Origin of the sequence: Streptomyces gobitricini (assembly GCF_039532985.1) — a bacterium.
In the GTDB taxonomy this organism is placed as follows: Bacteria; Actinomycetota; Actinomycetes; order Streptomycetales; family Streptomycetaceae; genus Streptomyces; species Streptomyces gobitricini.
Genome location: NZ_BAAASR010000031.1, coordinates 44,145 through 68,220, shown reverse-complemented (window position 1 = coordinate 68,220; position 24,076 = coordinate 44,145). Strand labels below are relative to the sequence as shown.

General features: G+C 72.9%; 22 protein-coding genes. 17 read left to right on the top strand and 5 right to left on the bottom strand.

All coding sequences use genetic code 11. The features are described 5' to 3' along the window. Positions 1 to 45: 45 nt before the first annotated feature. Positions 46 to 1,719 carry a PucR family transcriptional regulator gene (locus ABD347_RS25690; RefSeq protein WP_344365577.1) on the bottom strand — a complete coding sequence of 558 codons (1,674 nt, stop codon included), beginning with the start codon at positions 1,717 to 1,719 and terminating at the stop codon, positions 46 to 48. A gap of 320 nt (positions 1,720 to 2,039) precedes the next feature. Then, a complete protein-coding gene (locus ABD347_RS25685; RefSeq protein ID WP_344365539.1) occupies positions 2,040 to 3,845 on the bottom strand; it encodes a glycoside hydrolase family 15 protein in 1,806 nt (601 codons plus the stop codon). 498 nt (positions 3,846 to 4,343) lie between these two features. Between ABD347_RS25685 and pyrG the strand changes: the two genes are divergently transcribed. The 12 genes from pyrG (at position 4,344) to ABD347_RS25625 (ending at position 17,956) form a co-directional block, all read left to right on the top strand. Continuing rightward, entirely contained in the window at positions 4,344 to 6,008 is a 1,665-nt protein-coding gene (gene pyrG / locus ABD347_RS25680) for a CTP synthase (RefSeq protein ID WP_344365538.1), read from the top strand. 94 nt (positions 6,009 to 6,102) lie between these two features. Then, complete coding sequence (locus ABD347_RS25675) at positions 6,103 to 6,729, top strand: NUDIX domain-containing protein (RefSeq protein WP_344365537.1); 627 nt, start codon at positions 6,103 to 6,105, stop codon at positions 6,727 to 6,729. 206 nt (positions 6,730 to 6,935) lie between these two features. Further along, positions 6,936 to 8,993 (top strand): AAA family ATPase, encoded by a 2,058-nt coding sequence (locus tag ABD347_RS25670; RefSeq protein WP_425575766.1) that lies wholly within the window; start codon positions 6,936 to 6,938, stop codon positions 8,991 to 8,993. 142 nt (positions 8,994 to 9,135) lie between these two features. Beyond that, positions 9,136 to 10,251, top strand: coding sequence for an alanine dehydrogenase (ald, locus tag ABD347_RS25665; RefSeq protein WP_344365572.1), 1,116 nt, complete (start codon positions 9,136 to 9,138; stop codon positions 10,249 to 10,251). Between the two features lie 491 nt (positions 10,252 to 10,742). Continuing rightward, a complete protein-coding gene (locus ABD347_RS25660) occupies positions 10,743 to 11,786 on the top strand; it encodes a ParA family protein (RefSeq protein WP_425575765.1) in 1,044 nt (347 codons plus the stop codon). Then, positions 11,771 to 12,277 (top strand): hypothetical protein, encoded by a 507-nt coding sequence (locus ABD347_RS25655; RefSeq protein ID WP_344365534.1) that lies wholly within the window; start codon positions 11,771 to 11,773, stop codon positions 12,275 to 12,277. The genes ABD347_RS25660 and ABD347_RS25655 overlap by 16 nt, the downstream gene beginning before the upstream one ends. Positions 12,278 to 12,328: 51 nt before the next feature. Next, on the top strand, positions 12,329 to 13,456 hold the full coding sequence (locus ABD347_RS25650) for a segregation and condensation protein A (RefSeq protein WP_344365532.1): 1,128 nt from the start codon (positions 12,329 to 12,331) through the stop codon (positions 13,454 to 13,456). After that, on the top strand, positions 13,456 to 14,058 hold the full coding sequence (gene scpB / locus ABD347_RS25645; protein WP_344365530.1) for an SMC-Scp complex subunit ScpB: 603 nt from the start codon (positions 13,456 to 13,458) through the stop codon (positions 14,056 to 14,058). The genes ABD347_RS25650 and scpB overlap by 1 nt, the downstream gene beginning before the upstream one ends. Next, positions 14,058 to 15,176, top strand: a complete 1,119-nt coding sequence (locus ABD347_RS25640) for a pseudouridine synthase (RefSeq protein WP_344365528.1) — start codon at positions 14,058 to 14,060, stop codon at positions 15,174 to 15,176. Before scpB ends, ABD347_RS25640 begins: the two co-directional genes overlap by 1 nt. Before the next feature lie 245 nt (positions 15,177 to 15,421). After that, positions 15,422 to 16,171, top strand: a complete 750-nt coding sequence (locus tag ABD347_RS25635) for an NUDIX hydrolase (protein WP_344365526.1) — start codon at positions 15,422 to 15,424, stop codon at positions 16,169 to 16,171. Further along, on the top strand, positions 16,168 to 17,190 hold the full coding sequence (locus tag ABD347_RS25630) for an ADP-ribosylglycohydrolase family protein (protein ID WP_344365524.1): 1,023 nt from the start codon (positions 16,168 to 16,170) through the stop codon (positions 17,188 to 17,190). The genes ABD347_RS25635 and ABD347_RS25630 overlap by 4 nt, the downstream gene beginning before the upstream one ends. 4 nt (positions 17,191 to 17,194) lie before the next feature. Then, positions 17,195 to 17,956 (top strand): nucleotidyltransferase domain-containing protein, encoded by a 762-nt coding sequence (locus tag ABD347_RS25625; protein ID WP_344365522.1) that lies wholly within the window; start codon positions 17,195 to 17,197, stop codon positions 17,954 to 17,956. On the opposite strand, the gene ABD347_RS25620 is transcribed toward ABD347_RS25625, so the two are convergent. The 3 genes from ABD347_RS25620 to ABD347_RS25610 are packed head-to-tail and all read right to left on the bottom strand — an operon-like array spanning position 17,882 to position 19,521. Next, the gene (locus ABD347_RS25620; protein ID WP_344365520.1) at positions 17,882 to 18,628 is read right to left on the bottom strand and encodes a nucleotidyltransferase domain-containing protein; all 747 of its coding nucleotides are present in this window, start codon (positions 18,626 to 18,628) and stop codon (positions 17,882 to 17,884) included. The genes ABD347_RS25625 and ABD347_RS25620 overlap by 75 nt on opposite strands. Before the next feature lie 10 nt (positions 18,629 to 18,638). After that, positions 18,639 to 19,136, bottom strand: coding sequence for a Rieske (2Fe-2S) protein (locus tag ABD347_RS25615; RefSeq protein WP_344365519.1), 498 nt, complete (start codon positions 19,134 to 19,136; stop codon positions 18,639 to 18,641). A 52-nt stretch (positions 19,137 to 19,188) separates the two neighbouring features. Beyond that, on the bottom strand, positions 19,189 to 19,521 hold the full coding sequence (locus ABD347_RS25610; RefSeq protein WP_344365518.1) for a DUF952 domain-containing protein: 333 nt from the start codon (positions 19,519 to 19,521) through the stop codon (positions 19,189 to 19,191). A gap of 106 nt (positions 19,522 to 19,627) precedes the next feature. Here ABD347_RS25610 and aroH point away from each other — a divergent pair, with 106 nt between their 5' ends. From aroH to der, 5 genes are all read left to right on the top strand, one after another. After that, positions 19,628 to 19,990, top strand: a complete 363-nt coding sequence (aroH, locus tag ABD347_RS25605; RefSeq protein ID WP_344365517.1) for a chorismate mutase — start codon at positions 19,628 to 19,630, stop codon at positions 19,988 to 19,990. Beyond that, complete coding sequence (locus ABD347_RS25600; RefSeq protein ID WP_344365516.1) at positions 19,987 to 21,072, top strand: prephenate dehydrogenase; 1,086 nt, start codon at positions 19,987 to 19,989, stop codon at positions 21,070 to 21,072. Before aroH ends, ABD347_RS25600 begins: the two co-directional genes overlap by 4 nt. A 153-nt stretch (positions 21,073 to 21,225) precedes the next feature. After that, the gene (gene cmk / locus ABD347_RS25595; RefSeq protein WP_344365570.1) at positions 21,226 to 21,894 is read left to right on the top strand and encodes a (d)CMP kinase; all 669 of its coding nucleotides are present in this window, start codon (positions 21,226 to 21,228) and stop codon (positions 21,892 to 21,894) included. Beyond that, positions 21,891 to 22,535: a lysophospholipid acyltransferase family protein gene (locus ABD347_RS25590; RefSeq protein WP_344365515.1), complete on the top strand. Its 645-nt coding sequence runs from the start codon at positions 21,891 to 21,893 to the stop codon at positions 22,533 to 22,535. The genes cmk and ABD347_RS25590 overlap by 4 nt, the downstream gene beginning before the upstream one ends. Positions 22,536 to 22,604: 69 nt before the next feature. After that, complete coding sequence (der, locus tag ABD347_RS25585; RefSeq protein WP_344365514.1) at positions 22,605 to 24,053, top strand: ribosome biogenesis GTPase Der; 1,449 nt, start codon at positions 22,605 to 22,607, stop codon at positions 24,051 to 24,053. Positions 24,054 to 24,076 lie beyond the last annotated feature (23 nt).

Below are 24,076 nucleotides of genomic sequence, written 5' to 3'. Positions count from 1 at the left end.
CCCGTGCGCGTGGGACGTGCGCAGGCTCTCGCCCCGGACAACGGGTCACGGGGCGTGGCGGCGGGCCCGGAGGGCCAGGGACAGAGCCAGAACGGTCTGCGGATCGTCCAGGTCCGTGCCCAGGAGGTCGCCGATGCGGGCCAGGCGGTTGTAGAGCGTCTGGCGGTTGAGGTGCAGTTCGCGTGCCGTCTCCGCCTTGCGGCCCGCGTGCGCCAGGTACGCCTCCAGCGTCGGCAGCAGGGCGGGACGCGAGGTCCGGTCGTGGTCCCGCAGCGGGCCGATCGCCCGGTCCACGAACGCGGCCAGGTCCGGATGCTCCCGCAGCCGCCACAGCAGCAGGTCGATGTCCAGCCGCCGCGCGTCGTACCAGGGCCGGTCCGGCAGCCCCTGCGCCGCGGTGGCCGTCTCCGCGGCGTGCCGGAGCCCCGCCGACGCCGCCGCCCAGCCGCCCGCGACGCCCACCACGACGACCGGCGGGTGCCCGCCCGACGCGCTCCCCCAGCCGCCGCCCGACGTGCTCCCCCGGCCTCCGGCCGGGGGGACCCCCACCAGTCCGGCCCGCGCCACACCCGCCCGCAGCGCCGCGGCCACCCGGTCGGCGACGGCCGTCCGCTCCGACTCGGTACGCAGCCCCAGCAGGAGCGGCACCCGGCCCTCGACGGGGCGCACGCCGAGCAGCACGGGCACGCCCACGGCGGAGAGCTCCTCCAGCACCGCACGGGCCAGCAGCGACCAATTGCCGGACGGCGGCATGTCCGAACCGAGCCGCATCACGACCGGCAGCAGCGGGCCGTCGCCCGGCTTGAAGCCCAGCACCCGGGCCTGCGCGGGCGCGTCCTCCGCCGAGACGCGGCCCTCGGCGAGGTCGGTGAGGAAATCGCCCCGGCCCCGCGCCGCCAGCTCCTCCTCCTGGCGCGCCTGCATCAGCACCACCGCGAGGATCCCCGCCGCCCGCTCCGCCGCCATCCGGTGGACGGGCAGCAGCCCCCCGGACACCGCCAGCAGGACGAGGCGGGCGCGGACCGCCGCCGCGCCCGGGCCGCCGCCCGGCACGTCCACCAGAACCGCCCCCGTCGGCGGACCCGCCTCCCGCGCCTCCCGATGGCCGCGCAGCCCCTCCCACACCTGGAGCGGATCGGGTCCCGCACCGCCGCCCGCGGCGTACAGCAGCTGGCCGTCCGTGGTCTCCAGGAACACCGGGTTGGCGGCGAAGCCGGCGAGGATGCCCAGCACCTGCGGCACCCCGCCGCCGCCGAGCAGCGCCTCCGTGCACCGCCGGTGCACGTCCTCGGCCTGCCGCAGCAGGGCGTAGTGCCCGTTGACGATCTCGGTGTGGACCTCCTCCGTCACCGAGACGAACGCGACCTCGCGGTGCAGCTGGACCAGCGGCAGGCCCGCCGCCCGTGCCGTCTCCACGATCGTCGCCGGTAGCCGGGAGAACCTCGGTCCCAGCTCCACCACCAGCGCCGCGATCCCGCGCTCCGCCAGCCGCCGTACGAACGCCCGCTGCTCGGCCGGCCGGGTACCGAGCCCCAGCCCGGTCGTCAGCAGCAGTTCGCCGCCCTTCAGCAGCGACGCGATGTTCGGTACCTCGCCTGCGTGCACCCAGCGCACCGACCGGTGCAGCCGGTCCGCCCCGGCGACCACTTCCGGGAGCCCCCCGCGCAGCCCGGGCAGCTCCAGTGCCCGCTGCACGGTGATACCGCCCTGCTCGTTCATGGAGGTCATACGGCCGGACGGTACCCGCGTCCGGCCGTAGGGACATCACCGGACCATGACGGCGCCGGCGCCGGGCGACAACGCGTCGTGCCGGCGGACCACTTGGGCGACCGCCTGCCGGCCGTGGCGTACGCCACACCAGGGGAGGGTGCTCCGCCCCGGCGGGGTGCCGGGCGCGGCGGCCCACGGCGGACTTCCGGCGGAACCGGTGCCGGCCGCCCAAGGGCCGACGCCGCGCCGGTCACCGCCGCCCGCGCCCTCCTTCATGGCGGGCGGCGCGTCCGGGGGGTGGGCGCGCCGCCCGGAGTGACCGCCGCCCGTCACCCGCCGTACGCGCCGGAGGCGGTCAGCCGCAGTGCCGTGTCGATCAGCGGCACGTGGCTGAACGCCTGCGGGAAGTTGCCGACCTGGCGCTGCAGGCGCGGGTCCCACTCCTCCGCCAGCAGGCCCAGGTCGTTCCGGAGCCCCAGCAGCTTCTCGAACAGCTTCCGTGCCTCGTCGACCCGGCCGATCATCGCCAGGTCGTCCGCCATCCAGAACGAGCAGGCGAGGAACGCGCCCTCGTCGCCCGGCAGGCCGTCCACACCCTCGTCCGCGCCCTCGGTCGGGTAGCGCAGGATGAAACCGTCCTCCGTGGACAGCTCCCGCTGGATCGCCTCGATCGTGCCGATGACCCGCTTGTCGTCCGGCGGAAGGAAGCCCATCTGCGGGATCAGCAGCAGCGCGGCGTCCAGTTCCTTGGAGCCGTACGACTGCGTGAACGTGTTCCGCTCCGGGTCGTAGCCCTTCTCGCACACGTCCCGGTGGATCGTGTCGCGCAGGCCCCGCCACTTCTCCAGCGGCCCGTCCGCGTCCCCCGACTCGATCAGCTTGATCGTCCGGTCGACCGCGACCCACGCCATCACCTTGGAGTGCACGAAGTGGCGCCGCGGTCCGCGCACCTCCCAGATGCCCTCGTCCGGCTGGTCCCAGTGGTCCTCCAGGTACCGGATCAGCTTCAGCTGGAGCAGCGAGGCGTAGTCGTTGCGCGACAGGCCCGTCATGTGCGCGAGGTGCAGGGCCTCGGTGACCTCGCCGTACACGTCCAGCTGGAGCTGGTTGGCGGCGCCGTTGCCGACCCGGACCGGCGCGGAGTTCTCGTACCCCGGCAGCCAGTCCAGCTCGGCCTCGCCCAGCTCGCGCTCACCGGCGATGCCGTACATGATCTGGAGGTTCTCCGGGTCGCCGGCGACCGCGCGCAGCAGCCACTCGCGCCAGGCGCGGGCCTCCTCGCGGTAGCCCGTGCGCAGCAGCGAGGAGAGGGTGATCGCCGCGTCCCGCAGCCAGGTGTAGCGGTAGTCCCAGTTCCGTACGCCGCCGATGTCCTCCGGCAGGGAGGTGGTGGGCGCCGCGACGATGCCGCCCGTCGGGGCGTACGTCAGCGCCTTGAGCGTGATCAGGGAGCGGACCACGGCCTCCCGGTAGGGCCCCCGGTAGGTGCAGTGGTCGACCCACTCGCGCCAGAAGTCCGACGTGGCCTCCAGCGCGCCCATCGGATCCGCCACCGGCGGCTGCGGGTGGTGGGAGGGCTGCCAGCTGATGGTGAAGGCGACCCGGTCGCCCTCCTTGACGGTGAAGTCGGAGTACGTGGTCAGGTTCTCGCCGTGCGTCTCCACCTCGGTGTCCAGCCAGATGGAGTCGGGACCGGCGACGGCGACCGTCCGGCCGTCGACCTGGTGGACCCAGGGCACCACACGCCCGTAGGAGAACCGCATCCGCAGCGCGGACCGCATCCGCACCCTGCCGCTGATGCCCTCCACGATCCGCACCAGCTGCGGGGCGCCGTCACGCGGTGGCATGAAATCGGTCACGCGCACCGTGCCCCGGCCCGGTGTGTCCCACTCGGATTCCAGGATCAGCGAGTCACCGATGTACCGGCGCCGGTCGGCGGTGGGCGGCTCGGCCTCATCGGCGTGCGCCGGCCCGATCCGCCAGAAACCGTGTTCCTCGGTACCGAGGAGTCCTGCGAAGACGGCGTGCGAATCGAAGCGGGGCAGGCACAGCCAGTCGGCCGTGCCGTCCCGGCAGACCAGGGCGGCGGTCTGCATGTCTCCGATGAGTGCGTAGTCCTCGATGCGCCCGGCCACGTGCAATCTCCAGTCGAACGGCAACGTTCGCCCCCGTGGGGCGCTTACTGGGGTCAAGGTCAAGGATCGCCGACGAGCGGATGTTCCCGGTTTTCGGGCGGGGGTGGTGCCGTTGTGGGGGACCGGCTCGGCGGCGGATGTCCGAGCAGGATACGACGCGTTCCGGCCCTCCGTGTGATCGTCCTGGTAGAGCTGTTGAGCAGAACGAGTGACCCTCCTCTCCCCGTACGAAACCCCCGGCTCGCGTCCGTGTGCTGGGGGTGTCCGCGCGTGCGCGCTCCGTGCACCCACCCCTTGGCCGGGGCGTGCCGTCGCCGGGGAGGCGTGCGGCCGGAAGCGGGGGTGCCGCGTCGCTGATACCCTGGTAGCCCGTGGACCGGTGGGCCCCGCACCTCGAATCGGCGGCCCCCGAACCGCAGCGACGGCACCCCCGGAACCCTCCGGACCGGACGCCGGAACGCACCTCCAGAACGCGACCACGGGAGCCCCGTCTTGGCCATGCCGCCCAAATCCACGACGACCAAGCACATCTTCGTCACCGGGGGTGTCGCGTCCTCCCTCGGCAAGGGCCTGACCGCCTCCAGCCTGGGTGCGCTCCTCAAGGCCCGGGGCCTTCGGGTCACGATGCAGAAGCTCGACCCGTACCTCAACGTCGACCCGGGCACGATGAACCCGTTCCAGCACGGTGAGGTGTTCGTCACCAACGACGGCGCCGAGACCGACCTGGACATCGGCCACTACGAGCGGTTCCTCGACGTCGACCTCGACGGCTCGGCCAACGTCACCACCGGCCAGGTCTACAGCCAGGTCATCGCCAAGGAGCGGCGCGGCGAGTACCTCGGCGACACCGTCCAGGTCATCCCGCACATCACCAACGAGATCAAGCACCGCATCCGCCGTATGGCGACCGACGACGTCGACGTCGTGATCACGGAGGTCGGCGGCACGGTCGGCGACATCGAGTCGCTGCCGTTCCTGGAGACGGTCCGCCAGGTCCGTCACGAGGTCGGCCGGGACAACGTCTTCGTCGTGCACATCTCGCTGCTGCCGTACATCGGCCCGTCCGGCGAGCTGAAGACCAAGCCCACCCAGCACTCCGTCGCCGCCCTGCGGAACATCGGCATCCAGCCCGACGCGATCGTGCTGCGCGCCGACCGTGACGTACCGACCGCGATCAAGCGCAAGATCTCGCTGATGTGCGACGTCGACGAGGCGGCCGTGGTCGCGGCCATCGACGCCAAGTCGATCTACGACATCCCCAAGGTGCTGCACACCGAGGGCCTGGACGCGTACGTGGTGCGCAAGCTGGACCTGCCGTTCCGCGACGTCGACTGGACGACGTGGGACGACCTGCTGGACCGCGTGCACAACCCCGACCACGAGGTCACGGTCGCCCTCGTCGGCAAGTACATCGACCTGCCCGACGCCTACCTGTCGGTGACGGAGGCCATGCGCGCCGGCGGCTTCGCCAACAAGGCCCGCGTCAAGGTCAAGTGGGTCACCTCCGACGACTGCAAGACCCAGGCGGGCGCCGCCGGGCAGCTCGGCGACGTCGACGCGATCGTCATTCCCGGCGGCTTCGGCGAGCGGGGCGTCAACGGCAAGGTCGGCGCCATCCAGTACGCCCGGGAGAACAAGATCCCGCTGCTGGGCCTGTGCCTGGGACTCCAGTGCATCGTGGTCGAGGCCGCGCGGAACCTGGCCGGCATCGCCGACGCCAACTCCACCGAGTTCGACCCGGCCACCTCGCACCCCGTCATCTCGACGATGGAGGAGCAGCTGGCGTACGTCGAGGGCGCCGGAGACCTGGGCGGAACGATGCGCCTGGGCTTGTACCCGGCGAAGCTCGCCGAGGGCTCCATCGTCCGCGAGGTCTACGCCGACCAGCCGTACGTCGACGAGCGGCACCGCCACCGCTACGAGGTGAACAACGCGTACCGCGCGGAGCTGGAGAAGAAGGCGGGCATCGTCTTCTCGGGCACCTCCCCGGACAACAAGCTGGTCGAGTACGTCGAGTACCCGCGCGAGGTGCACCCCTACCTGGTCGCCACCCAGGCGCACCCGGAGCTGCGGTCCCGCCCCACTCGCCCGCACCCGCTCTTCGCGGGTCTGGTGAAGGCGGCCGTCGAACGGCAGCAGGGCGCGCGCGAGACGGGCGAGTGACGCGCTAGCGATACGGTTGACCGGGGTACGGGCCTGATCAGGGCACGTGCCCCGGTTTTCTGTGTACGGCTGTGTACGAGGGAGGACGTCTTCCATGACCATCAAGGACACGCCCGAGGAGTGGCGGGTCACGGCGACCGCCGTGCCGTTCAAGGGCAACAAGACCAGTGTCCGCACCGACGACGTGGTCATGCCGGACGGGACCGTCGTACGCCGCGACTACCAGGTCCACCCCGGCTCGGTCGCGGTCCTCGCCCTCGACGACGACGACCGGGTCCTGGTGCTGCGCCAGTACCGCCACCCGGTGCGGCACAAGCTGTGGGAGATCCCGGCCGGCCTGCTGGACGTGCCCGGCGAGAACCCGCTGAACGCGGCCGTGCGCGAGCTGTACGAGGAGGCGCACGTCAAGGCGGAGAAGTGGCAGGTCCTCACGGACGTGTACACCACTCCGGGCGGCTGCGACGAAGCCGTGCGCGTCTTCCTGGCCCGTGGCCTCTCGGCGGCGGAGGGCGAGCGCTTCGAGGTCGCCGAGGAGGAGGCCGACATGGAGCTCGCGCGGGTGCCGCTCGACGAGCTGGCACGGGGCGTCCTGGCGGGCGAGCTCCACAACACCTGCCTGGTGGTGGGCGTCCTGTCGGTCCTCGCCGCCCGTGCGGGTGACGGCCTGGAGGCCCTCCGCCCCGCCGAGGCCCCCTGGCCGGCCCGCCCGTTCGAGGCGTAGGGGCCCCGAGGACGGGTGCCGGACACGCCGGCGGGCCGTTCGGGGAGGTGCCCGAACGGCCCGGCGGTGTGACGATCGGCTGATCCGATTGAGGGACTCGTCCGCCGTGCTCAGCCGGGTGGGGCACCCCTACTGAACTACGCTCGGATCGCCCGCCTGGGGACCCGGCGGGATCAGCACGTGCGCAGCGGACGGGAGCGTGGCCCGTGACGGATCAGGCGGTGGACTTCGGCGGCGCGGGCGGTGCGGACCGGTCCGGTGCGCGGCCCGGACGCCGTCGGTTCTACGGACGGGCGCGCGAGCTCAAGGAGCTGCGGGCCGACATCGCCCGCGCCGGGCTCGACACCCTCGCCGGACGGCCCTCCCCGCGCGCCCGGGTGCTGCTGATCGCCGGCCGCCCCGGGAGCGGCCGCACCGCGCTCGCCGAGGAACTGGTCGGTGACCTCGCCCGCGGCTACCGCGACGGCGTCCTGCGGGCCCGCCTGACCGAGCCCGGCGGGGAGCCGGTGCCGATCGAGCGCGCCGCCCGCGGGCTGCTCGACCGCCTCGGTGTCCCGGCACCCGCCGGGGCGGGGGAGGACGAACTGACCGAGCTGCTGCGGGGCGCGTGCGCCGAGCGCCGCGTGCTGCTCCTGCTGGACGACGCCGCGAACGCCGAGCAGGTCGACGCGCTGCTCCCCGACAACCCCGACTGCCTGGTCGTGGCCGTCGCGCAGGGCCCGCTCACCGGCATCCCAGGGGTACGGCCCTGCACGGTGGGCGGCCTGGACGCCAAGTCCGCCATCGAACTGCTCGACAGCTACACCGGCTCGGTACGGATCACCGTCGACCCGCAGGCCGCCGAGACGCTCACCGAGCTCTGCGCCGGCCAGCCCGCCGCCCTCGTACTGGCCGGCGGCTGGCTCGCCGCCCGCCCCATGTCGTCCGTGGCCGACCTGACCAAACGGCTGCGCGCCCTGACCGACGAGCCCGAGCGTCCGGTCGCCCTCCGCCCGCTGGCCCGCGCGTTCCGCCTGGCGTACGAGGCGCAGCCCACGCCCGCCGCACGGATGCTCCGCCTGCTCGCCCTGGCCCCGGTCGGCATCGCCGACGCCCACACCGCCTCCGCGCTGGCCGGCTGCTCGGTGTCGGCCGCCCGGACCGCGCTGGAGGGCTTCGCCGCCTACGGGCTCGTGCACGAGGCGGGCGACGAGCAGTACGAGGTGCCCGGCTGCCTCCTGCCCCTGCTGCGGGAGCTGCTGGAGACCGAGGACCGGCCCGCCGAGGTGCAGTTGGCCCGCGCCAGGATGCTGGAGCGCACGGTGCGGCTGCTCCAGTCCTGCCGGGCGGTCACCGAACCGGAGGGATCGGCCGCGCGCCGCAAGCTCGCCGGGCTGCCCCGGGCGCTGCGCTTCCCCGACCCCCGGGCCGCCGCCGACTGGCTGCGCACCCGGCAGCCGGCGCTGCTGGCAGCCGCCCGGGTCGCCGTCGCCGACGGGGACCTGGACACCCTCGCCCGCCGCCTGGTCGCCGCCCTCGTCCGGGCGCTCGCCGCACACCGGGGCACCGAGAACGCCGCGCCGGAGCTGTACGGGCTGCACCAGCTGGTCCTGGACGTCGCCGAGCGGCGCGGGCTGCACCGCGAGCGGGCCGCCGCCCTGCTGAACCTCGCCGACCTGGACGCGCGCACCGGCCGTACGGCCGACGCGCTGGTCCGCTACCGGGCCGCTCTGGACGCCGGGCGGCTGGCGAACGACCCGTACGCGATCAGCCGCGCGATGGAATCCGTAGGCGGTGCCCATCAGGAGCTGGGGGACTGGCAGCGTGCCGCCGACTGGTACGGGCGGGCCCTGTCGCAGCGCCTCGCCCGCGACGAGCGGGCCGACCAGGCGCGGCTGTACGGCAGGCTCGGCGCCGTACACACCTACGAGGGCCGGTACGGCGAGGCGCTGAGGAACTGGCGGGCGGCGGCGGCCGGATACCGCCGGCTCGGTGATCTCGCGGGCCACGCGCGGGCGTTGAGCGAGGCGGCCCGGGTCCAGGAGTACGCGGGACGGCCGCAGGAGAGCCTGCGGACCTGCGAGGAGGCCGTCGAGTGGGCGCGCCTGGCCAAGGACGTCCGGCTTCTGGCGGCGCTCCAGCTGCGGCTGGCGGACACGCTCGACCGGCTCGGTGACCCCGCGGCGGCCCGGCTGCACCGTGCCGCTGCCGATCAGCTACTGGGAACGGAGAACCGCACCGGAGGAACAGCCTGCGAAATCCGCAGTCCTTCCGTCAAAGATTAATGCTTTGCAAGGCTAGACAACGACAGACCCTTCAATAGACTGGGTGAGCCGCGATTGACTGCGGTGTATCCCGGTGCGTCCTGTGCATCCGGGTATGTATTGCATTGCCCCCGTACCCCCAAAGCCAAGGACCGTGATCGACGTGAAGGTCGGCATCCCCCGCGAGGTCAAGAACAACGAGTTCCGGGTGGCCATCACCCCCGCCGGTGTGCACGAGCTCGTGCGCAACGGGCATCAGGTCTTCGTCGAGCAGAACGCCGGCGTCGGCTCCTCGATCACGGACGACGAGTACGTCGCCGCCGGCGCGCGGATCCTGCCGACCGCCGACGAGGTGTGGGCCACGGCCGACCTGCTGCTCAAGGTCAAGGAGCCGATCGCGGAGGAGTACCACCGCCTCCGCAAGGACCAGACCCTCTTCACCTACCTGCACCTCGCCGCCTCCCGCGAGTGCACCGACGCCCTGCTGGCGTCCGGCACCACCGCCATCGCGTACGAGACGGTCGAGACCGCGAACCGCGCGCTGCCGCTGCTCGCCCCGATGTCCGAGGTCGCGGGCCGGCTGGCCCCCCAGGTCGGCGCCTACCACCTGATGCGCGCGGCCGGCGGCCGTGGTGTGCTGCCGGGTGGCGTCCCGGGTGTGATCCCGGCCAAGGCCGTCGTCATCGGCGGTGGCGTCTCCGGCTGGAACGCCACCCAGATCGCCATCGGTATGGGCTTCGACGTGACCCTGCTCGACCGCGACATCAACAAGCTGCGCGAGGCCGACAAGATCTTCGGTACGAAGGTCAAGGCCGTGATGTCCAACTCCTTCGAGCTGGAGAAGGCCGTCCTCGAGGCCGACCTCGTCATCGGCGCGGTGCTCATCCCCGGCGCCAAGGCCCCGAAGCTGGTCACCAACGAGCTCGTCTCCCGGATGAAGCCCGGAAGTGTCCTTGTCGACATCGCGATCGACCAGGGCGGCTGCTTCGAGGACTCGCGTCCCACCACGCACGCCGAGCCGACGTTCGCCGTCCACAACTCGGTCTTCTACTGCGTCGCCAACATGCCGGGCGCGGTGCCGAACACCTCCACCTACGCGCTGACCAACGCCACGCTGCCCTACATCGTGTCGCTGGCCAACAACGGCTGGGTCGAGGCGCTGCGCCGCGACGCGGCGCTCGCCAAGGGCCTCAACACCCATGACGGTAAGGTCGTCTACAAGGAGGTCGCCGAGGCCCACGGCCTGGAGCACGCCGAGCTGAGCTCGCTCATCGGCTGACCTCCGGTACGCGGCCGCCCGGCCGTCAACGGGCGCCGTCAATATCACGCATCCGGCCGGACCTCGCCCGACGAGGTCCGGCCGGACGCGTGTCCGGTCGCGTCCGACGCCGGTTCAAGTCGCCTCGAACGTAACCCTTTAACCGTTTCGCACACCCACGAAACGTACGGATGGATGGCCGTGCGCCCTTGACATGAGGGTGTTCCTTTGCCGACACATCGGTTCGCGTCCGGGCGATTGTGTTGCTGCGGAGCGGTGACACGCCATAGAGTCGCAAACCGTCGGCATGGTGCCACGCTGACCTATCGATAAGTTTCCTGGTCACGTCCAAGGAGGTAAGACGACTTGTGAATGAGTCGACATTTACTCCCGGAGGTGGTCAGCCAGGAACGTCCGCGACGTCCGCGACGTCCGTGGCGGGCCGGGTTCCGTCCTCCGGGGCCGAGGCTGTCGGCTCCGTCGCCGTCCGGACCTTCGCGACGCACCAGCACATGACGACAGCCCACACGATGAAGATGATGGACGGCCAACACGTGAACGCCATGGCCGGCAACGAGAGTGGCCGAGAGTCCACCCACTTCGCCGCCTACGACGAAGTCCCCGAGGGGCACTTCTACGACCCTGACGCCGAGTACGAGCCCGATCCGGAGTACGCGGCCACCCTCGCTCCCGACGCTGCCCGCCAGCGCCGCGAGCGGATCGGCCCCACCGGACGGCCCCTGCCGTACTTCCCGATCCCGGGACCGCTGACCGACCACGGTCCCGCGAAGATCATCGCGATGTGCAACCAGAAGGGCGGCGTGGGCAAGACGACGTCGACCATCAACCTGGGCGCCGCGCTCGCGGAGTACGGACGACGGGTCCTGCTCGTCGACTTCGACCCGCAGGGAGCCCTGTCGGTCGGCCTCGGCGTGAACCCGATGGAGCTCGACCTCACCGTCTACAACCTGCTCATGGAGCGGGGCATGTCGGCCGACGAGGTCCTGCTCAAGACCGCCGTGCCCAACATGGACCTGCTGCCCAGCAATATCGATTTGTCGGCCGCCGAAGTGCAGTTGGTGAGCGAGGTCGCACGTGAGTCGACGCTGCAGCGGGCGCTCAAGCCGCTGCTGAACGACTACGACTACATCGTGATCGACTGTCAGCCCTCGCTCGGTCTGCTGACGGTGAACGCGCTGACGGCGGCTCACAAGGTGATAGTGCCGCTGGAGTGCGAGTTCTTCGCCCTGCGCGGTGTCGCACTGCTCACCGAGACCATCGAGAAGGTCCAGGAGCGGCTCAACCCCGAGCTGGAGCTCGACGGCATCCTCGCCACGATGTACGACTCGCGCACGGTGCACAGCCGGGAGGTGCTCGCGCGTGTCGTCGAGGCCTTCGACGACCACGTGTACCACACGGTGATCGGCCGGACCGTGCGCTTCCCGGAGACCACGGTCGCGGGTGAGCCGATCACCACGTACGCCTCGAACTCGGTCGGCGCGGCCGCCTACCGTCAGCTCGCCAGGGAGGTGCTCGCCCGGTGTCACGCCGAGTGAGTCTGCCCGGTGCCGACGAGTTGTTCCGTACGACAGGGGGCATGGCGCTGCAGTCGTCGACCCCGCGCCGCCAGAACGGCGAGCCGCGGGTCCCGGCGCCGGCGGGCGAGAGCGACCCGGCGGCGGCGGTGTCCGCCCCCGCCCCGGCCCCCGAGGAGCACGCGGCCGCCGAGGCGGACACCGCGGACTCCCGCAGCCGTGAGGCGGAGTCGTCCGCGAAGGCGGCCCCGGCCGGCGGCGCGCCCCGGCGCAGGGGGCGGGCGGCGAACCGGCGTCCCAGCGGGCGCGAACGGCACGACGAGAAGATCACGGTGTACGTATCCGCCGAGGAACTGATGGACCTGGAGCACGCGCGCCTGGTCCTGCGCGGCGAGCACGGCCTGGCCGTCGACCGCGGGCGCATCGTCCGCGAGGCGGTCGCCGTGGTGCTGGCCGACCTGGAGTCGCGGGGCGACGCGAGCATCCTCGTGCGGCGCCTGCGCGGGCGCTGACGGTAGCCTGCGCGGGCCGCCGCCCGTTTCCCGTCTCGCCACAGGACCACGATGCCCCCGACCGACGCCTCCTCCCCCCGCCGCCGCGCCCTCGGCCGTGGCCCCGGGGCCGCGGGGCCGGCGGCCCCACCGCCCCTGGCGGCCCCCGCACCGGTGCCGGCCCCGCCGCCTCCGGCGGCCCCCGTCGCGCCGGGTGATGCCCCGGAGCCGCCGCCTGTCCTCGGGTCCGCTCCGGACGTGCCGGCTCGGGAGCCCGTTCCGGCACCGGGTCCCGCCGCGCCCGCTCCGGATGTGCCCGACGAGCCGCGTGCGGCCGCGGACGCCGGTGACGCCGGGGGCCCCGGTGACGGCGGCGGGCGGGGCACGGGCCGCTCCGCGGAGGACCCCGCGGCGGGTGAGGGCGACGGGCGGTTCACCGTCCGGCTGGCGAACTTCGAGGGGCCGTTCGATCTGCTGCTCCAGCTGATCTCCAGGCACAAGCTGGACGTCACCGAGGTCGCCCTCTCCAGAGTCACCGACGAGTTCATGGCCCACATCCGGGCCATGGGGCCCGACTGGGACCTGGACCAGACCACCGAGTTCCTCGTCGTGGCCGCGACGCTCCTCGATCTCAAGGCCGCGCGGCTGCTGCCCGCCGCCGAGGTGGAGGACGAGGCGGACCTCGCGCTGCTGGAGGCGCGGGACCTGCTGTTCGCGCGGCTGCTGCAGTACCGCGCGTACAAACGGGTCGCCGACATCTTCAGCGAGCGTCTGGAGAGCGAGGGGCGGCGCTACCCCCGCACCGTCGGTCTGGAGCCCCACCACGCCGAGCTGCTGCCCGACGTGGTCATCAGCATCGGTGCCGAGAGGTTCGCCGGGCTGGCGGTCAAGGCCATGCGGCCCAGGGCGAGGCCCCAGGTGTACGTCGAGCACATCCACGCCCCGCTGGTCAGCGTCCGCGAGCAGGCCGCGGTGGTCGTCGCCCGCCTGCGGGAGCGCGGTGAGGCGAGCTTCCGGGAGCTGGCCGGGGACGCCCCGGACACGCTCACCGTCGTCGCCCGGTTCCTGGCCCTGCTGGAGCTGTACCGGGAGAAGGCCGTCGCCCTCGACCAGGAGCAGGCGCTGGGCGAGCTCATGGTGAGGTGGACCGGGGCGGAGGACGTCGCCGTGACGGACGAGTTCGACCAGGAGGAGTCGTGATGGAGCTGAAGCCGGCCCTGGAGGCCGTCCTCATGGTCGTCGACGAGCCGGCCACGGAGGAGCACCTCGCCAAGGTGCTGGATCGCCCCCGCCGTGCGGTCGCAGACGCGCTGCGTGAGCTGGCCGACGAGTACGACGTGCAGAGACGCGGCTTCGAGCTGCGGCTCGTCGCCGGCGGGTGGCGGTTCTACACCCGGCCCGAGTACGCGGAGGCCGTCGAGAGCTTCGTCCTCGACGGGCAGCAGGCCCGGCTCACCCAGGCCGCGCTGGAGACGCTCGCGGTCGTCGCCTACCGCCAGCCGGTCAGCCGGTCGAGGGTCTCGGCGGTGCGCGGGGTGAACTGCGACGGCGTCATGCGCACCCTCCTCCAGCGGGGTCTGGTCGAGGAGGCGGGCACGGAACCCGAAACAGGTGCGATCCTGTACAGGACGACGAACTACTTCCTGGAGCGGATGGGCCTGCGCGGCCTGGACGAGCTCCCCGAGCTCGCGCCCTTCCTCCCCGAGGCGGACGCGATCGAGGCGGAGACGCAGGAAGGGGTCCCGTCGTTCGATCCGGACGCCCCGGACTCCGAGCACGCAGACGACAAGACGGAACTTTGATGCGAAGCAGCAGCGGCAGGAACAGCAGCGGAAACAACGGCGGGAGCCGTGGTGGCAACAGCGGCGGCCGCGGCAGCAGTGGCGGCCGCGGCAACTACCGGGGTGCCGGTAACAGCCGCGACGACCGGGGCAAGGGCGCGAGCAACCCGCGCCGCCCCCGCCCCGAGGAGCGCACCTACGACGTGGGCGCCCCCGGCGAGGCCGGCGGCCCCAGGCGCGGGCGTGGCGCGGCGGCCCGCGGGGGCGCCAAGGGCGGCCCCCGGCAGTCCCCCCAGCGCGGTGGCGGCCGGACGACCCCGGCGCGCCCGCGTGAGCTGGACGCCCGTATCGAGGAGCGCAACCGCGAGCGGTACGCGAACAAGCCCGAGCTCAAGACGCCCAAGACGTTCGGGGACCAGGAGGGGGAGCGGCTCCAGAAGGTGCTCGCCCGCGCCGGCATGGGGTCGCGGCGCGCCTGCGAGGAGATGATCGACGCGGGCCGGGTCGAGGTGAACGGCAAGATCGTCATCGAGCAGGGCACGCGGGTCGATCCGGAGAACGACGAGATCAAGGTCGACGGCCTGACCGTGGCGACCCAGTCGTACCTCTTCTTCGCGCTGAACAAGCCCGCCGGTGTCGTCTCCACGATGGAGGACCCGGACGGCCGCCAGTGCCTCGGGGACTACGTCACCAACCGCGAGACCCGGCTCTTCCACGTCGGGCGTCTCGACACCGAGACCGAGGGCATCATCCTGCTCACCAACCACGGTGAGCTCGCCCACCGCCTCACGCACCCCAAGTACGGCGTGAAGAAGACCTACCTGGCCGCCATCACCGGCCCGCTCCCGCGCGAGGTGGGCAAGCGGCTCAAGGACGGTATCCAGCTGGAGGACGGCTACGTCCGCGCCGACCACTTCCGCGTGGTCGAGCAGACCGGCAAGAACTACCTGGTCGAGGTGCAGCTCCACGAGGGCCGCAAGCACATCGTGCGCCGCATGCTCGCCGAGGCCGGGTTCCCGGTGGAGAAGCTCGTACGGACCGCGTTCGGCCCGATCCAGCTCGGCGACCAGAAGTCGGGCTGGCTGCGCCGCCTGACGAACACCGAGGTCGGCATGTTGATGAAGGAAGTCGGTCTGTAACAGCCCACACCCGTACGAAAGCCCGTGGCCTCCCCGAAGGCCGCGGGCTTTCGCGCTTGTGGGGCGCCCCCGCCCAGCTTTATAGTCAAGGTGACTCTTAAAGGGGGTGGCGTGCACATCGCCGACAGGACCGTCTTCACCACCTCCGCCGCGCACGGCCGGTGGACCTGGACCCACGGGGGTGGACCAGGCCCGAACGCCCGCGCGGCGGGGGTGGTGGGGACCCGCACGGCGGGGCGGCGGACATGACCGCCCCGCGCCCGGGAGCCAGGCGCCCGGACGGGTACGACCCGCACGCCTTCGAGCCCTTCGCCGTCACCGTCGACCTCGCCGTCTTCACCGTCCGCGAGGAGCGGCTCCAGGTGCTCCTCGTGCAGCGGGGACAGGAGCCCTACCAGGGGGCGTGGGCCCTCCCCGGGGGCTTCGTCCTGCCCCGCGAGTCCGCCGGCCAGGCCGCCCGCCGGGAGCTCGCCGAGGAGACCGGCCTGTCCGACACCACCGTCGCCCACCTGCACCTGGAGCAGCTGCGCACCTACAGCGACCCCGACCGCGACCCCCGGATGCGGGTCGTCTCGGTCGCGTACACCGCCCTCGTGCCGGACCTCCCGGAACCGCGCGGCGGCGGCGACGCGGCGCACGCCCAGTGGCTGCCCCACGGCACGTACGGCCCCCTCGCCTTCGACCACGACGCGATCCTCGCCGACGCGCACGAACGCGTCGGCGCCAAGCTCGAGTACACCTGCCTCGCCACCGCCTTCTGCCCGCCCGAGTTCACCCTCGGCGAGCTGCGGCAGGTGTACGAGACGGTGTGGGGCGTCGAACTCGACCGCCCCAACTTCCGGCGCAAGGTCCTCACCACCCCCGGCTTCGTCCAGGCCGTGGAAGGACCGCCGCGCCTCACCGGCGGACGGGGGAAACCGGCCGCTCTGTACCGGGCGGGTGAGGCCACGGCCCTGCACCCGCCACTGCTGCGACCGGAGGGACGGCAGAAATGATCACTTCCAGGACCATCACCAAACAGGCGGCCACCGGCTCGCTCGTCGGGCTCGCGCTCGGCGACGCGCTGGGCTTCCCGACCGAGTTCGACGACGTACCGTCCATCCTCGCGAAATGCGGCCCCTGGCGGGAGATGGCCCTGCCCAGGCCCGCCGTCGTCACCGACGACACCCAGATGACCCTCGCCGTCGCCCGGGCCGTGCGCGCGGCCCTCACCCGCGGCGCCCTCGCCCCGCAGTGGCTCACCCAGCCGCTGCGCGACGAGTTCGTGGACTGGTACCACTCACCCGACAACAACCGGGCGCCCGGCCGCACGTGCCTGGTCGCCTGCGAGAAACTCGACGGCGACCGGCCCTGGCAGCAGGCCTCCCGGACCGGTTCCAAGGGGTGCGGCGCCAACATGCGGGTCGCCCCGATCGGTCTCGTCCCGGGACTCAGCCAGGAGCAGCGCTCCGGCGCCGCCCAGCTCCAGGCCGCCCTCACCCACGGCCACCCCACGGCCCTGGCCGCCTCCGACCTCACCGCACACGCCGTCCACCTGCTGTCGCGGGGGGCCGAGCCGCTCGGCCTGGTCGGGCGCCTGCGTTCGTACGCGTACGACAACCGCTCGCGCTACCACCAGCAGTGGCTCGGCGACCTGTGGACGTACTCCCACGACACGACGCCCCAGGCGTTCATCCGGCGGGGGTGGGACGAGTGCGCGCGGGCCCTGAGCACGCTGGACGCGGCGCTGCGCACGGCCGACCCGGAGACCGACCCGTGCCTGCTGACGGGGGAGGGCTGGATCGCCGAGGAGGCGCTCACCACCGCCCTGCTCTGCTTCCTGCTCTTCCCGGAGGAGCCGCTCACCGCCATCCGCCGCGCCGCCTGCACCAAGGGCGACTCCGACTCCATCGCCTGCCTCGCGGGCGCCTTCGCCGGGGCCCATCTGGGCGCCGGGGCGTGGCCGAAGGAGTGGGCGGACCGCATCGAGTACGGCAGCGAGCTGCTGACCCTGGGGGCGCTCTGGGACGCTTAGGCCCATGACCGAACTCCTGGAGCTTCCCGACCTGGCCTCCGCCGTCGCCGAGCAGCCCGACCCGCTGCTGTTCGCCACCGTCTCCGGCGCGCACCTGTACGGCTTCCCGTCCCTCGACTCGGACGTGGACGTACGCGGTGTCCACCTGCTGCCGGTGGACGCGCTCATCGGGCTGCGCGAGCCGGAGGAGACCAGGTCGAGGATGTGGGAGCGGGACGGGGTCGAGATGGACCTGGTCACGCACGACCTGCGCAAGTTCGTGCGGCTCATGCTGCGGCGCAACGGCTACGTACTGGAACAGCTGCTGTCGCCGCTGGTCGCCCACACCACCGACGCGCACACCGAGCTGGCCGCCCTCGCGCCCGGCGTGCTCACCACCCACCACGCCCACCACTACCGCGGTTTCGCGGCCACCCAGTGGCGGCTGTTCGAGAAGAGCGGCGAACTCAAGCCGCTGCTCTACACCTTCCGGGTGCTGCTCACCGGCATCCACCTGATGCGCACCGGAGAGGTGGTGGCCCACCTGCCGACCCTGCTCGGATCGGTCCCGGCGCCGGAGTACGTGGCCGAGCTGATCGCGGCCAAGGCCGACGCGGAGCACGGGCCGGCCACCGGCGTGGACACCGAGCGGGTGCGGGCCGACGTCGAGGCGCTGCACACCGTCCTGGACGAGGCGCAGGCGGCGTCCGCGCTACCGGACGCCGCCGCCCCCGCCGCCCACGACGCCCTGCACGACTTCGTCGTACGGACCCGCCTGGAGGGCTGACGCCCGCCGCGTACGGAAGAGGAAGTCCTCGACCGCCCGCCGGTCCGGTTCGAGCGGCAGCGGGGAACCGGAGACCGCCCCGTCGGCCTCGCCGGCGAGGCGGTCCATCCAGGCATCGACCTCCCGCCACGGCACCTCGCCCCGCTTGACCGCCAGCAGCCGCTCGCGGTCGTCGCCCACGTCGACCACCAGCTCGCCGGTGCGCAGCAGGTCGCGGCAGCTCGCCAGCAGACGCAGCAGGTGCATGGCGTGCTTCCAGCGGGGCGCGCCGTACTGGCGGACGTCCGCGTCGAGCTTCCTGCGCTGCCCGGCCGCGTACCGCACGAACGTCCGGTGCGCCTCGCGGGAGAGGAACGCGGAGCGCAGCTCCAGCAGTTCACGGCCGGTGGCGTCGACGTGCTCGACGAGGGGCGAGTGCAGGCACTCCAGGACGTTCGGGTTGGCGCTCAGGGCCAGGGCGCAGAACCGCTCCAGTTCCCAGCTGAACTGCTCGTCCGCCGGGCCCTCCACGTGCGTGGGCGGCTTGTCGAAACGCCACTGGAGCGGGGTGGGGGCCAGGAACACACCCCGGCGGTCGGTGTCGCTGCCGTCGGTGGCGAGCCCGAAGGCGCGCGACCCCATGACGCAGGAGTAGATCGTGTGGTCGCGCACCAGTTCGTCGGGGGTCGGCATGCGCCAGACCCTACGTCAGGCGGATGCTGTCCCCCGTCACGGTGATCTCCTCGGCGGGCAGTGGCCGGGTCGCCGGGCCGCGCGCGACGGAGCCGTCGGCGATACGGAAGCGGCTGCCGTGGCAGGCGCAGTTGATCGTGCCGTTCTCCACGGTGGCGACGGTGCAGCCCTGGTGGGTGCAGACCGCGGAGAACGCCTTGAACTCGCCCTCCTCCGGCTGCGTCACGACCACTTTCCGGTCCTTGAAGACCGTGCCGCCGCCGGACGGGATGTCCGTCGTCCTGGCCAGCTCCCCGGCCGTGGGCGGGGGCGCCGACGGGGAGGCGGGTACGGAGGCGGACTCGGAGCCGGTCGGCGGCCGCGCCGCGGGGCCGGAGGGAGGTGCCGGGCTGGCGGTGGCCGCCGGGGCGTCACCCCCGCCGTCGCCGCAGCCGGCCGCCAAGGCGACGGTGGCGGTGGTGACGGCGGCCCTGAGAACGGTACGGCGGTGTGCGGGAGCTGGACTCATGGGCAGCATCCTGACGCCGTACGCCCCCGGCACGAAGCCACCGCGCTGCCGGTTACGCCCAGGGGGCGAGCCCCGTGACGCGGCCGGCCGCATCGCGGCGGATCTCCCGCACGCCCGTGACGGCGGCGCGGTCGAGCGGACCGTACACGTGCGGGAAGAGCCGGTCGCCCGCAGGCTCCCGGCGGACCTCCGCGGTGAGCAGGGCCTCGTCGAGGTCCAGCAACAGCAGCGGCCCCGGCACGTCCCGGTAGTGGGCGTCGGCGACGGCCAGCGCCGTCTCCTCGTCCGGCGAGCAGTGCACGAACCCCTCGGAGGCCAGCGAGGCGGGGCGGTAGGGGGCCTCGGGACCGGCCCACTCGGCGGCCGGTGCGATGTGAAGCAGCATGCGGACAGTTCTACCCGCCGTTCTGCATGCCGGACGGATCGGGCACCGGCGGCCGGGCTGACTAGGCTGGCCGACAGCACAGCGGCACCAGGTGAAGGAGCGGGACGTGGCGGTACGAGCGGTCCGAGGGGCCGTCCAGCTGGAGCGGGACGACGCCGGGCACATGCGGGACCGGGTCGGCGGGCTGCTCACCGCCGTACTGGAGCGCAACGGCCTCGTCCCCGACGACCTGATCAGCGTCTGGTTCACCGCCACACCGGACCTGCACAGCGACTTCCCGGCCGTGGCGGTGCGCGAGCTGGGCATCGTGGACGTACCGCTGATCTGCGCGCAGGAGCTGGACGTCGCCGGCGCGATGCCCCGCGTCGTACGCCTGCTCGCCCATGTCGAGACCGACCTCCCCAAGTCCGCCGTCGCGCACGTCTACCTCGGCGCCGCGGCCGCCCTCCGCAAGGACATCGCCCAGTGAGAACAGCCGTCGTCATCGGAACCGGCCTCATCGGTACCTCCGCCGCCCTCGCGCTGGCCGGGCGTGGCATCGGCGTGCACCTCGTCGACCACGACCCCACCCGGGCCCGCACCGCCGCCGCGCGCGGGGCCGGAACCGAGGAGCCGCCCGAGGGCCCCGTCGACCTCGCGATCGTCGCCGTGCCGCCGGCGTACGTCGCCGCCACCCTCGCCGAGGCGATGCGCGGCGGGATCGCCCGCGGCTACCTGGACGTCGCCAGCGTCAAGGGCGGGCCCAGGCGGGAGCTGGAGGCGATGGGCCTCGACCTGTCCGCGTACGTCGGCACCCACCCGATGTCCGGCAAGGAACGCTCGGGCCCGCTGGCCGCGACGGCCGACCTGTTCGAGGGCCGCCCGTGGGTGCTGACCCCGACCCGGGACACCCACACCGAGGTGCTCAACCTCGCCCTGGAGCTGGTCGCCCTGTGCCGGGCGGTCCCGGTCGTCATGGACGCCGACGCGCACGACCGGGCGGTCGCGCTGGTGTCGCACACCCCGCAGCTGGTGTCGTCGATGGTCGCCGCGCGGCTGGCGGACGCCGACGAGACGGCGGTACGGCTGTGCGGGCAGGGCATCCGCGACGTGACCCGCATCGCCGCCTCCGACCCGCGCATGTGGGTCGAGATCCTGTCGGCGAACCCGGGCCCCGTCGCGGACGTCCTCGCCGGGGTGGCCGCCGACCTCGACGAGACCGTCCAGGCGCTGCGGTCCCTGCAGTCCGCCGACGAGGACAAGCGTCGCGACGGCGCCACGGGCGTGGAGGACGTGCTGCGCCGCGGCAACGCCGGCCGCGCCCGCGTCCCCGGCAAGCACGGTGGCGGCCCGGTCGCCTACGAGACGGTCGCCGTCCTCCTGAGCGACCAGCCGGGCGAGCTCGCCCGCATCTTCGCGGACGCGGGCCGGGCGGGCGTCAACATCGAGGACGTCCGCATCGAGCACGCCACGGGCCAGCAGGCGGGTCTCATCCAGCTCATGGTGGAGCCCGCCTCCGCCCCGGTGCTGGCCTCCGCCCTGCGGGAGCGGGGCTGGGCACTGCGGCAGTAGGGGCGCCGGGGGCCGGCGGGGCGGCCGGGTGAGGGGCGTAGCCCGAATGGGTGCAAGGGGTGGCGGCAGCAGTCGGTAACCTGGTGCAGGGCGCCCCGGCAACCGGCCGGCCCTCTCCCACGTACCAGGAAGGTGTCCGACACCGTGGAATCCGTGATCGTCGCCATCGACGGGCCCTCCGGCACGGGCAAGTCGAGCACCTCCAAGGCGGTCGCCGCCAAGCTGGGGCTCAGCTACCTGGACACCGGCGCCCAGTACCGGGCGATCACCTGGTGGATGATCACCAACGGCGTGGACGTCGACGACGCCGACGCGGTGGCCTCCGCCGCCGGGAAGCCCACCATCGTCTCCGGGACCGACCCCTCCCACCCGACGATCACCGTCGACGGCGTGGACGCCTCCGGCCCCATCCGTACGCAGGACGTCACCTCCAAGGTCAGCGCCGTCAGCGCCGTCCCCGAGGTGCGGGAGCGGATCACCGAGCTCCAGCGGTCCATCGCCGAAGCCGCGGGCGCCGGGCAGGGCATCGTGGTGGAGGGACGGGACATCGGGACCACCGTCCTGCCCGGCGCCGACCTCAAGATCTTCCTCACCGCGTCGCCCGAGGCCCGCGCCGCCCGCCGCTCCGGCGAGCTCAGGGGCGCCGACGTGCACGCCACCCGCGAGGCACTGATCAAGCGGGACGCGGCGGACTCCAGCCGCAAGACGTCGCCGCTCGCCAAGGCGGACGACGCCGTCGAGGTCGACACCACCGACCTCACCCTCCAGCAGGTCATCGAGTGCGTCGTCACGCTCGTCGAGGAGAAGCGGGCCGCCGCGTGACCCCACCCTCGGAGAAGGGCGCCGCCGTCGGCCGGGGCATCGGCATCGGGCTGATGTACGGGCTGTGGAAGCCGCGCGTCCTCGGCGCCTGGCGGGTCCCCGCCTCCGGGCCGGTGATCCTCGCCGTCAACCACGCGCACAACCTCGACGGCCCCATGCTGATGGGCACCGCGCCCCGGCCCGTGCACTTCCTGATCAAGAAAGAGGCCTTCAAGGGGCCCCTCGGCCCGTTCCTGGAGGGCATCGGCCAGCTGAAGGTGGACCGCGGCGCACCCGACCGCACCGCCATCACCGGCGCCCTGGACGTGCTGGCGGGCGGCGGCGTCCTCGGCATCTTCCCGGAGGGCACCCGTGGCGGGGGCGACTTCGCCTCCCTCCGCGCGGGCCTCGCGTACTTCGCCCTGCGCGGCGGCGCCCCCATCGTCCCGGTCGCCGTCCTGGGAAGCACCGACCGCCGCGGGCGGTTGATAAAGGCGCTGCCCCCGCTCCGCAGCGGCGTCGACGTCGTCTTCGGCGACGCCTTCGAAGCGGGGGACGGCTCCGGCCGCCGCACCCGCAAGGCGCTGGACGACGCCACCGTACGCATTCAGGAGCGGCTCACCGCGCACCTGGAAAACGCCAGGCGCCTCACCGGGCGCTGAGCGAGACTGAGTCTTGAGTAGCGGATCACTCGACCCGCCGATGACGATGATGAACGAGGAACGGACTTCATGAACGACCAGCACGACCACGGGGCACTCGGCGACACCGAGTACACGGAGTTCATGGAGCTCGCCGCCGAAGAGGGCTTCGACGTCGAGGACGTCGAAGGCGCCATCGAGGAGGCCGGGCACGGCCCGCTCCCCGTGCTCGCCGTCGTCGGCCGGCCGAACGTCGGCAAGTCCACCCTGGTGAACCGCATCATCGGCCGCCGGGAAGCCGTCGTCGAGGACAAGCCCGGTGTCACCCGCGACCGCGTCACCTACGAGGCCGAGTGGGCCGGCCGCCGCTTCAAGGTCGTCGACACCGGCGGCTGGGAGCAGGACGTCCTCGGCATCGACGCCTCCGTCGCCGCCCAGGCCGAGTACGCCATCGAGGCCGCCGACGCGGTCGTCTTCGTCGTGGACGCGACCGTCGGCGCCACCGACACCGACGAGGCCGTCGTCAAGCTGCTGCGCCGCGCCGGCAAGCCCGTCGTCCTCGCCGCCAACAAGGTCGACGGCCCCTCCGCCGAGGCCGACGCCTCCATGCTCTGGTCGCTGGGGCTGGGCGAGCCGTTCCCCGTCTCGGCCCTGCACGGCCGCGGCACCGGTGACCTCCTCGACGAGGTCCTCAAGGCCCTCCCCGAGGCCCCGGAGCAGACCTTCGGCGCCGCCGTCGGCGGCCCGCGCCGCATCGCGCTCATCGGCCGCCCCAACGTCGGCAAGTCGTCCCTCCTCAACAAGGTCGCCGGCGAGGAGCGCGTGGTCGTCAACGAGGTGGCCGGCACCACCCGCGACCCGGTCGACGAGCTGATCGTCCTCGGCGGGACCACCTGGAAGTTCGTCGACACCGCCGGTATCCGCAAGAAGGTCCACCTCCAGGAGGGCGCGGACTACTACGCGTCGCTGCGTACGGCGGCCGCCGTCGAGAAGGCGGAGGTGGCCGTCGTCCTGATCGACACCACCGAGTCCATCTCCGTCCAGGACCAGCGGATCATCACCATGGCCGTGGAGGCGGGGCGCGCGCTCGTCATCGCCTACAACAAGTGGGACGAGCTCGACGAGGAGCGCCGCTACTACCTGGAGCGCGAGATCGAGACGGAGATGCAGCAGGTCGCCTGGGCCCCGCGCGTCAACGTCTCCGCCCGCACCGGCCGCCACATGGACCGGCTCGTCCCGGCGATCGAGACGGCGCTGGCCGGCTGGGAGACCCGCGTCCCGACCGGGCGGCTGAACGCCTTCCTCGGTGAGCTGGTCGCGGCCCACCCGCACCCCATCCGGGGCGGCAAGCAGCCCCGCATCCTCTTCGGTACGCAGGCGGGCACCAAGCCGCCGCGGTTCGTGCTCTTCGCCTCCGGCTTCCTGGAGCACGGCTACCGCCGGTTCGTCGAGCGCCGGCTGCGAGAGGAGTTCGGCTTCGAGGGCACCCCGATCCACATCTCGGTGCGGGTGCGCGAGAAGCGCGGCCGCAAGAAGTGACGCGCCCGCCGGGCGCATGACGA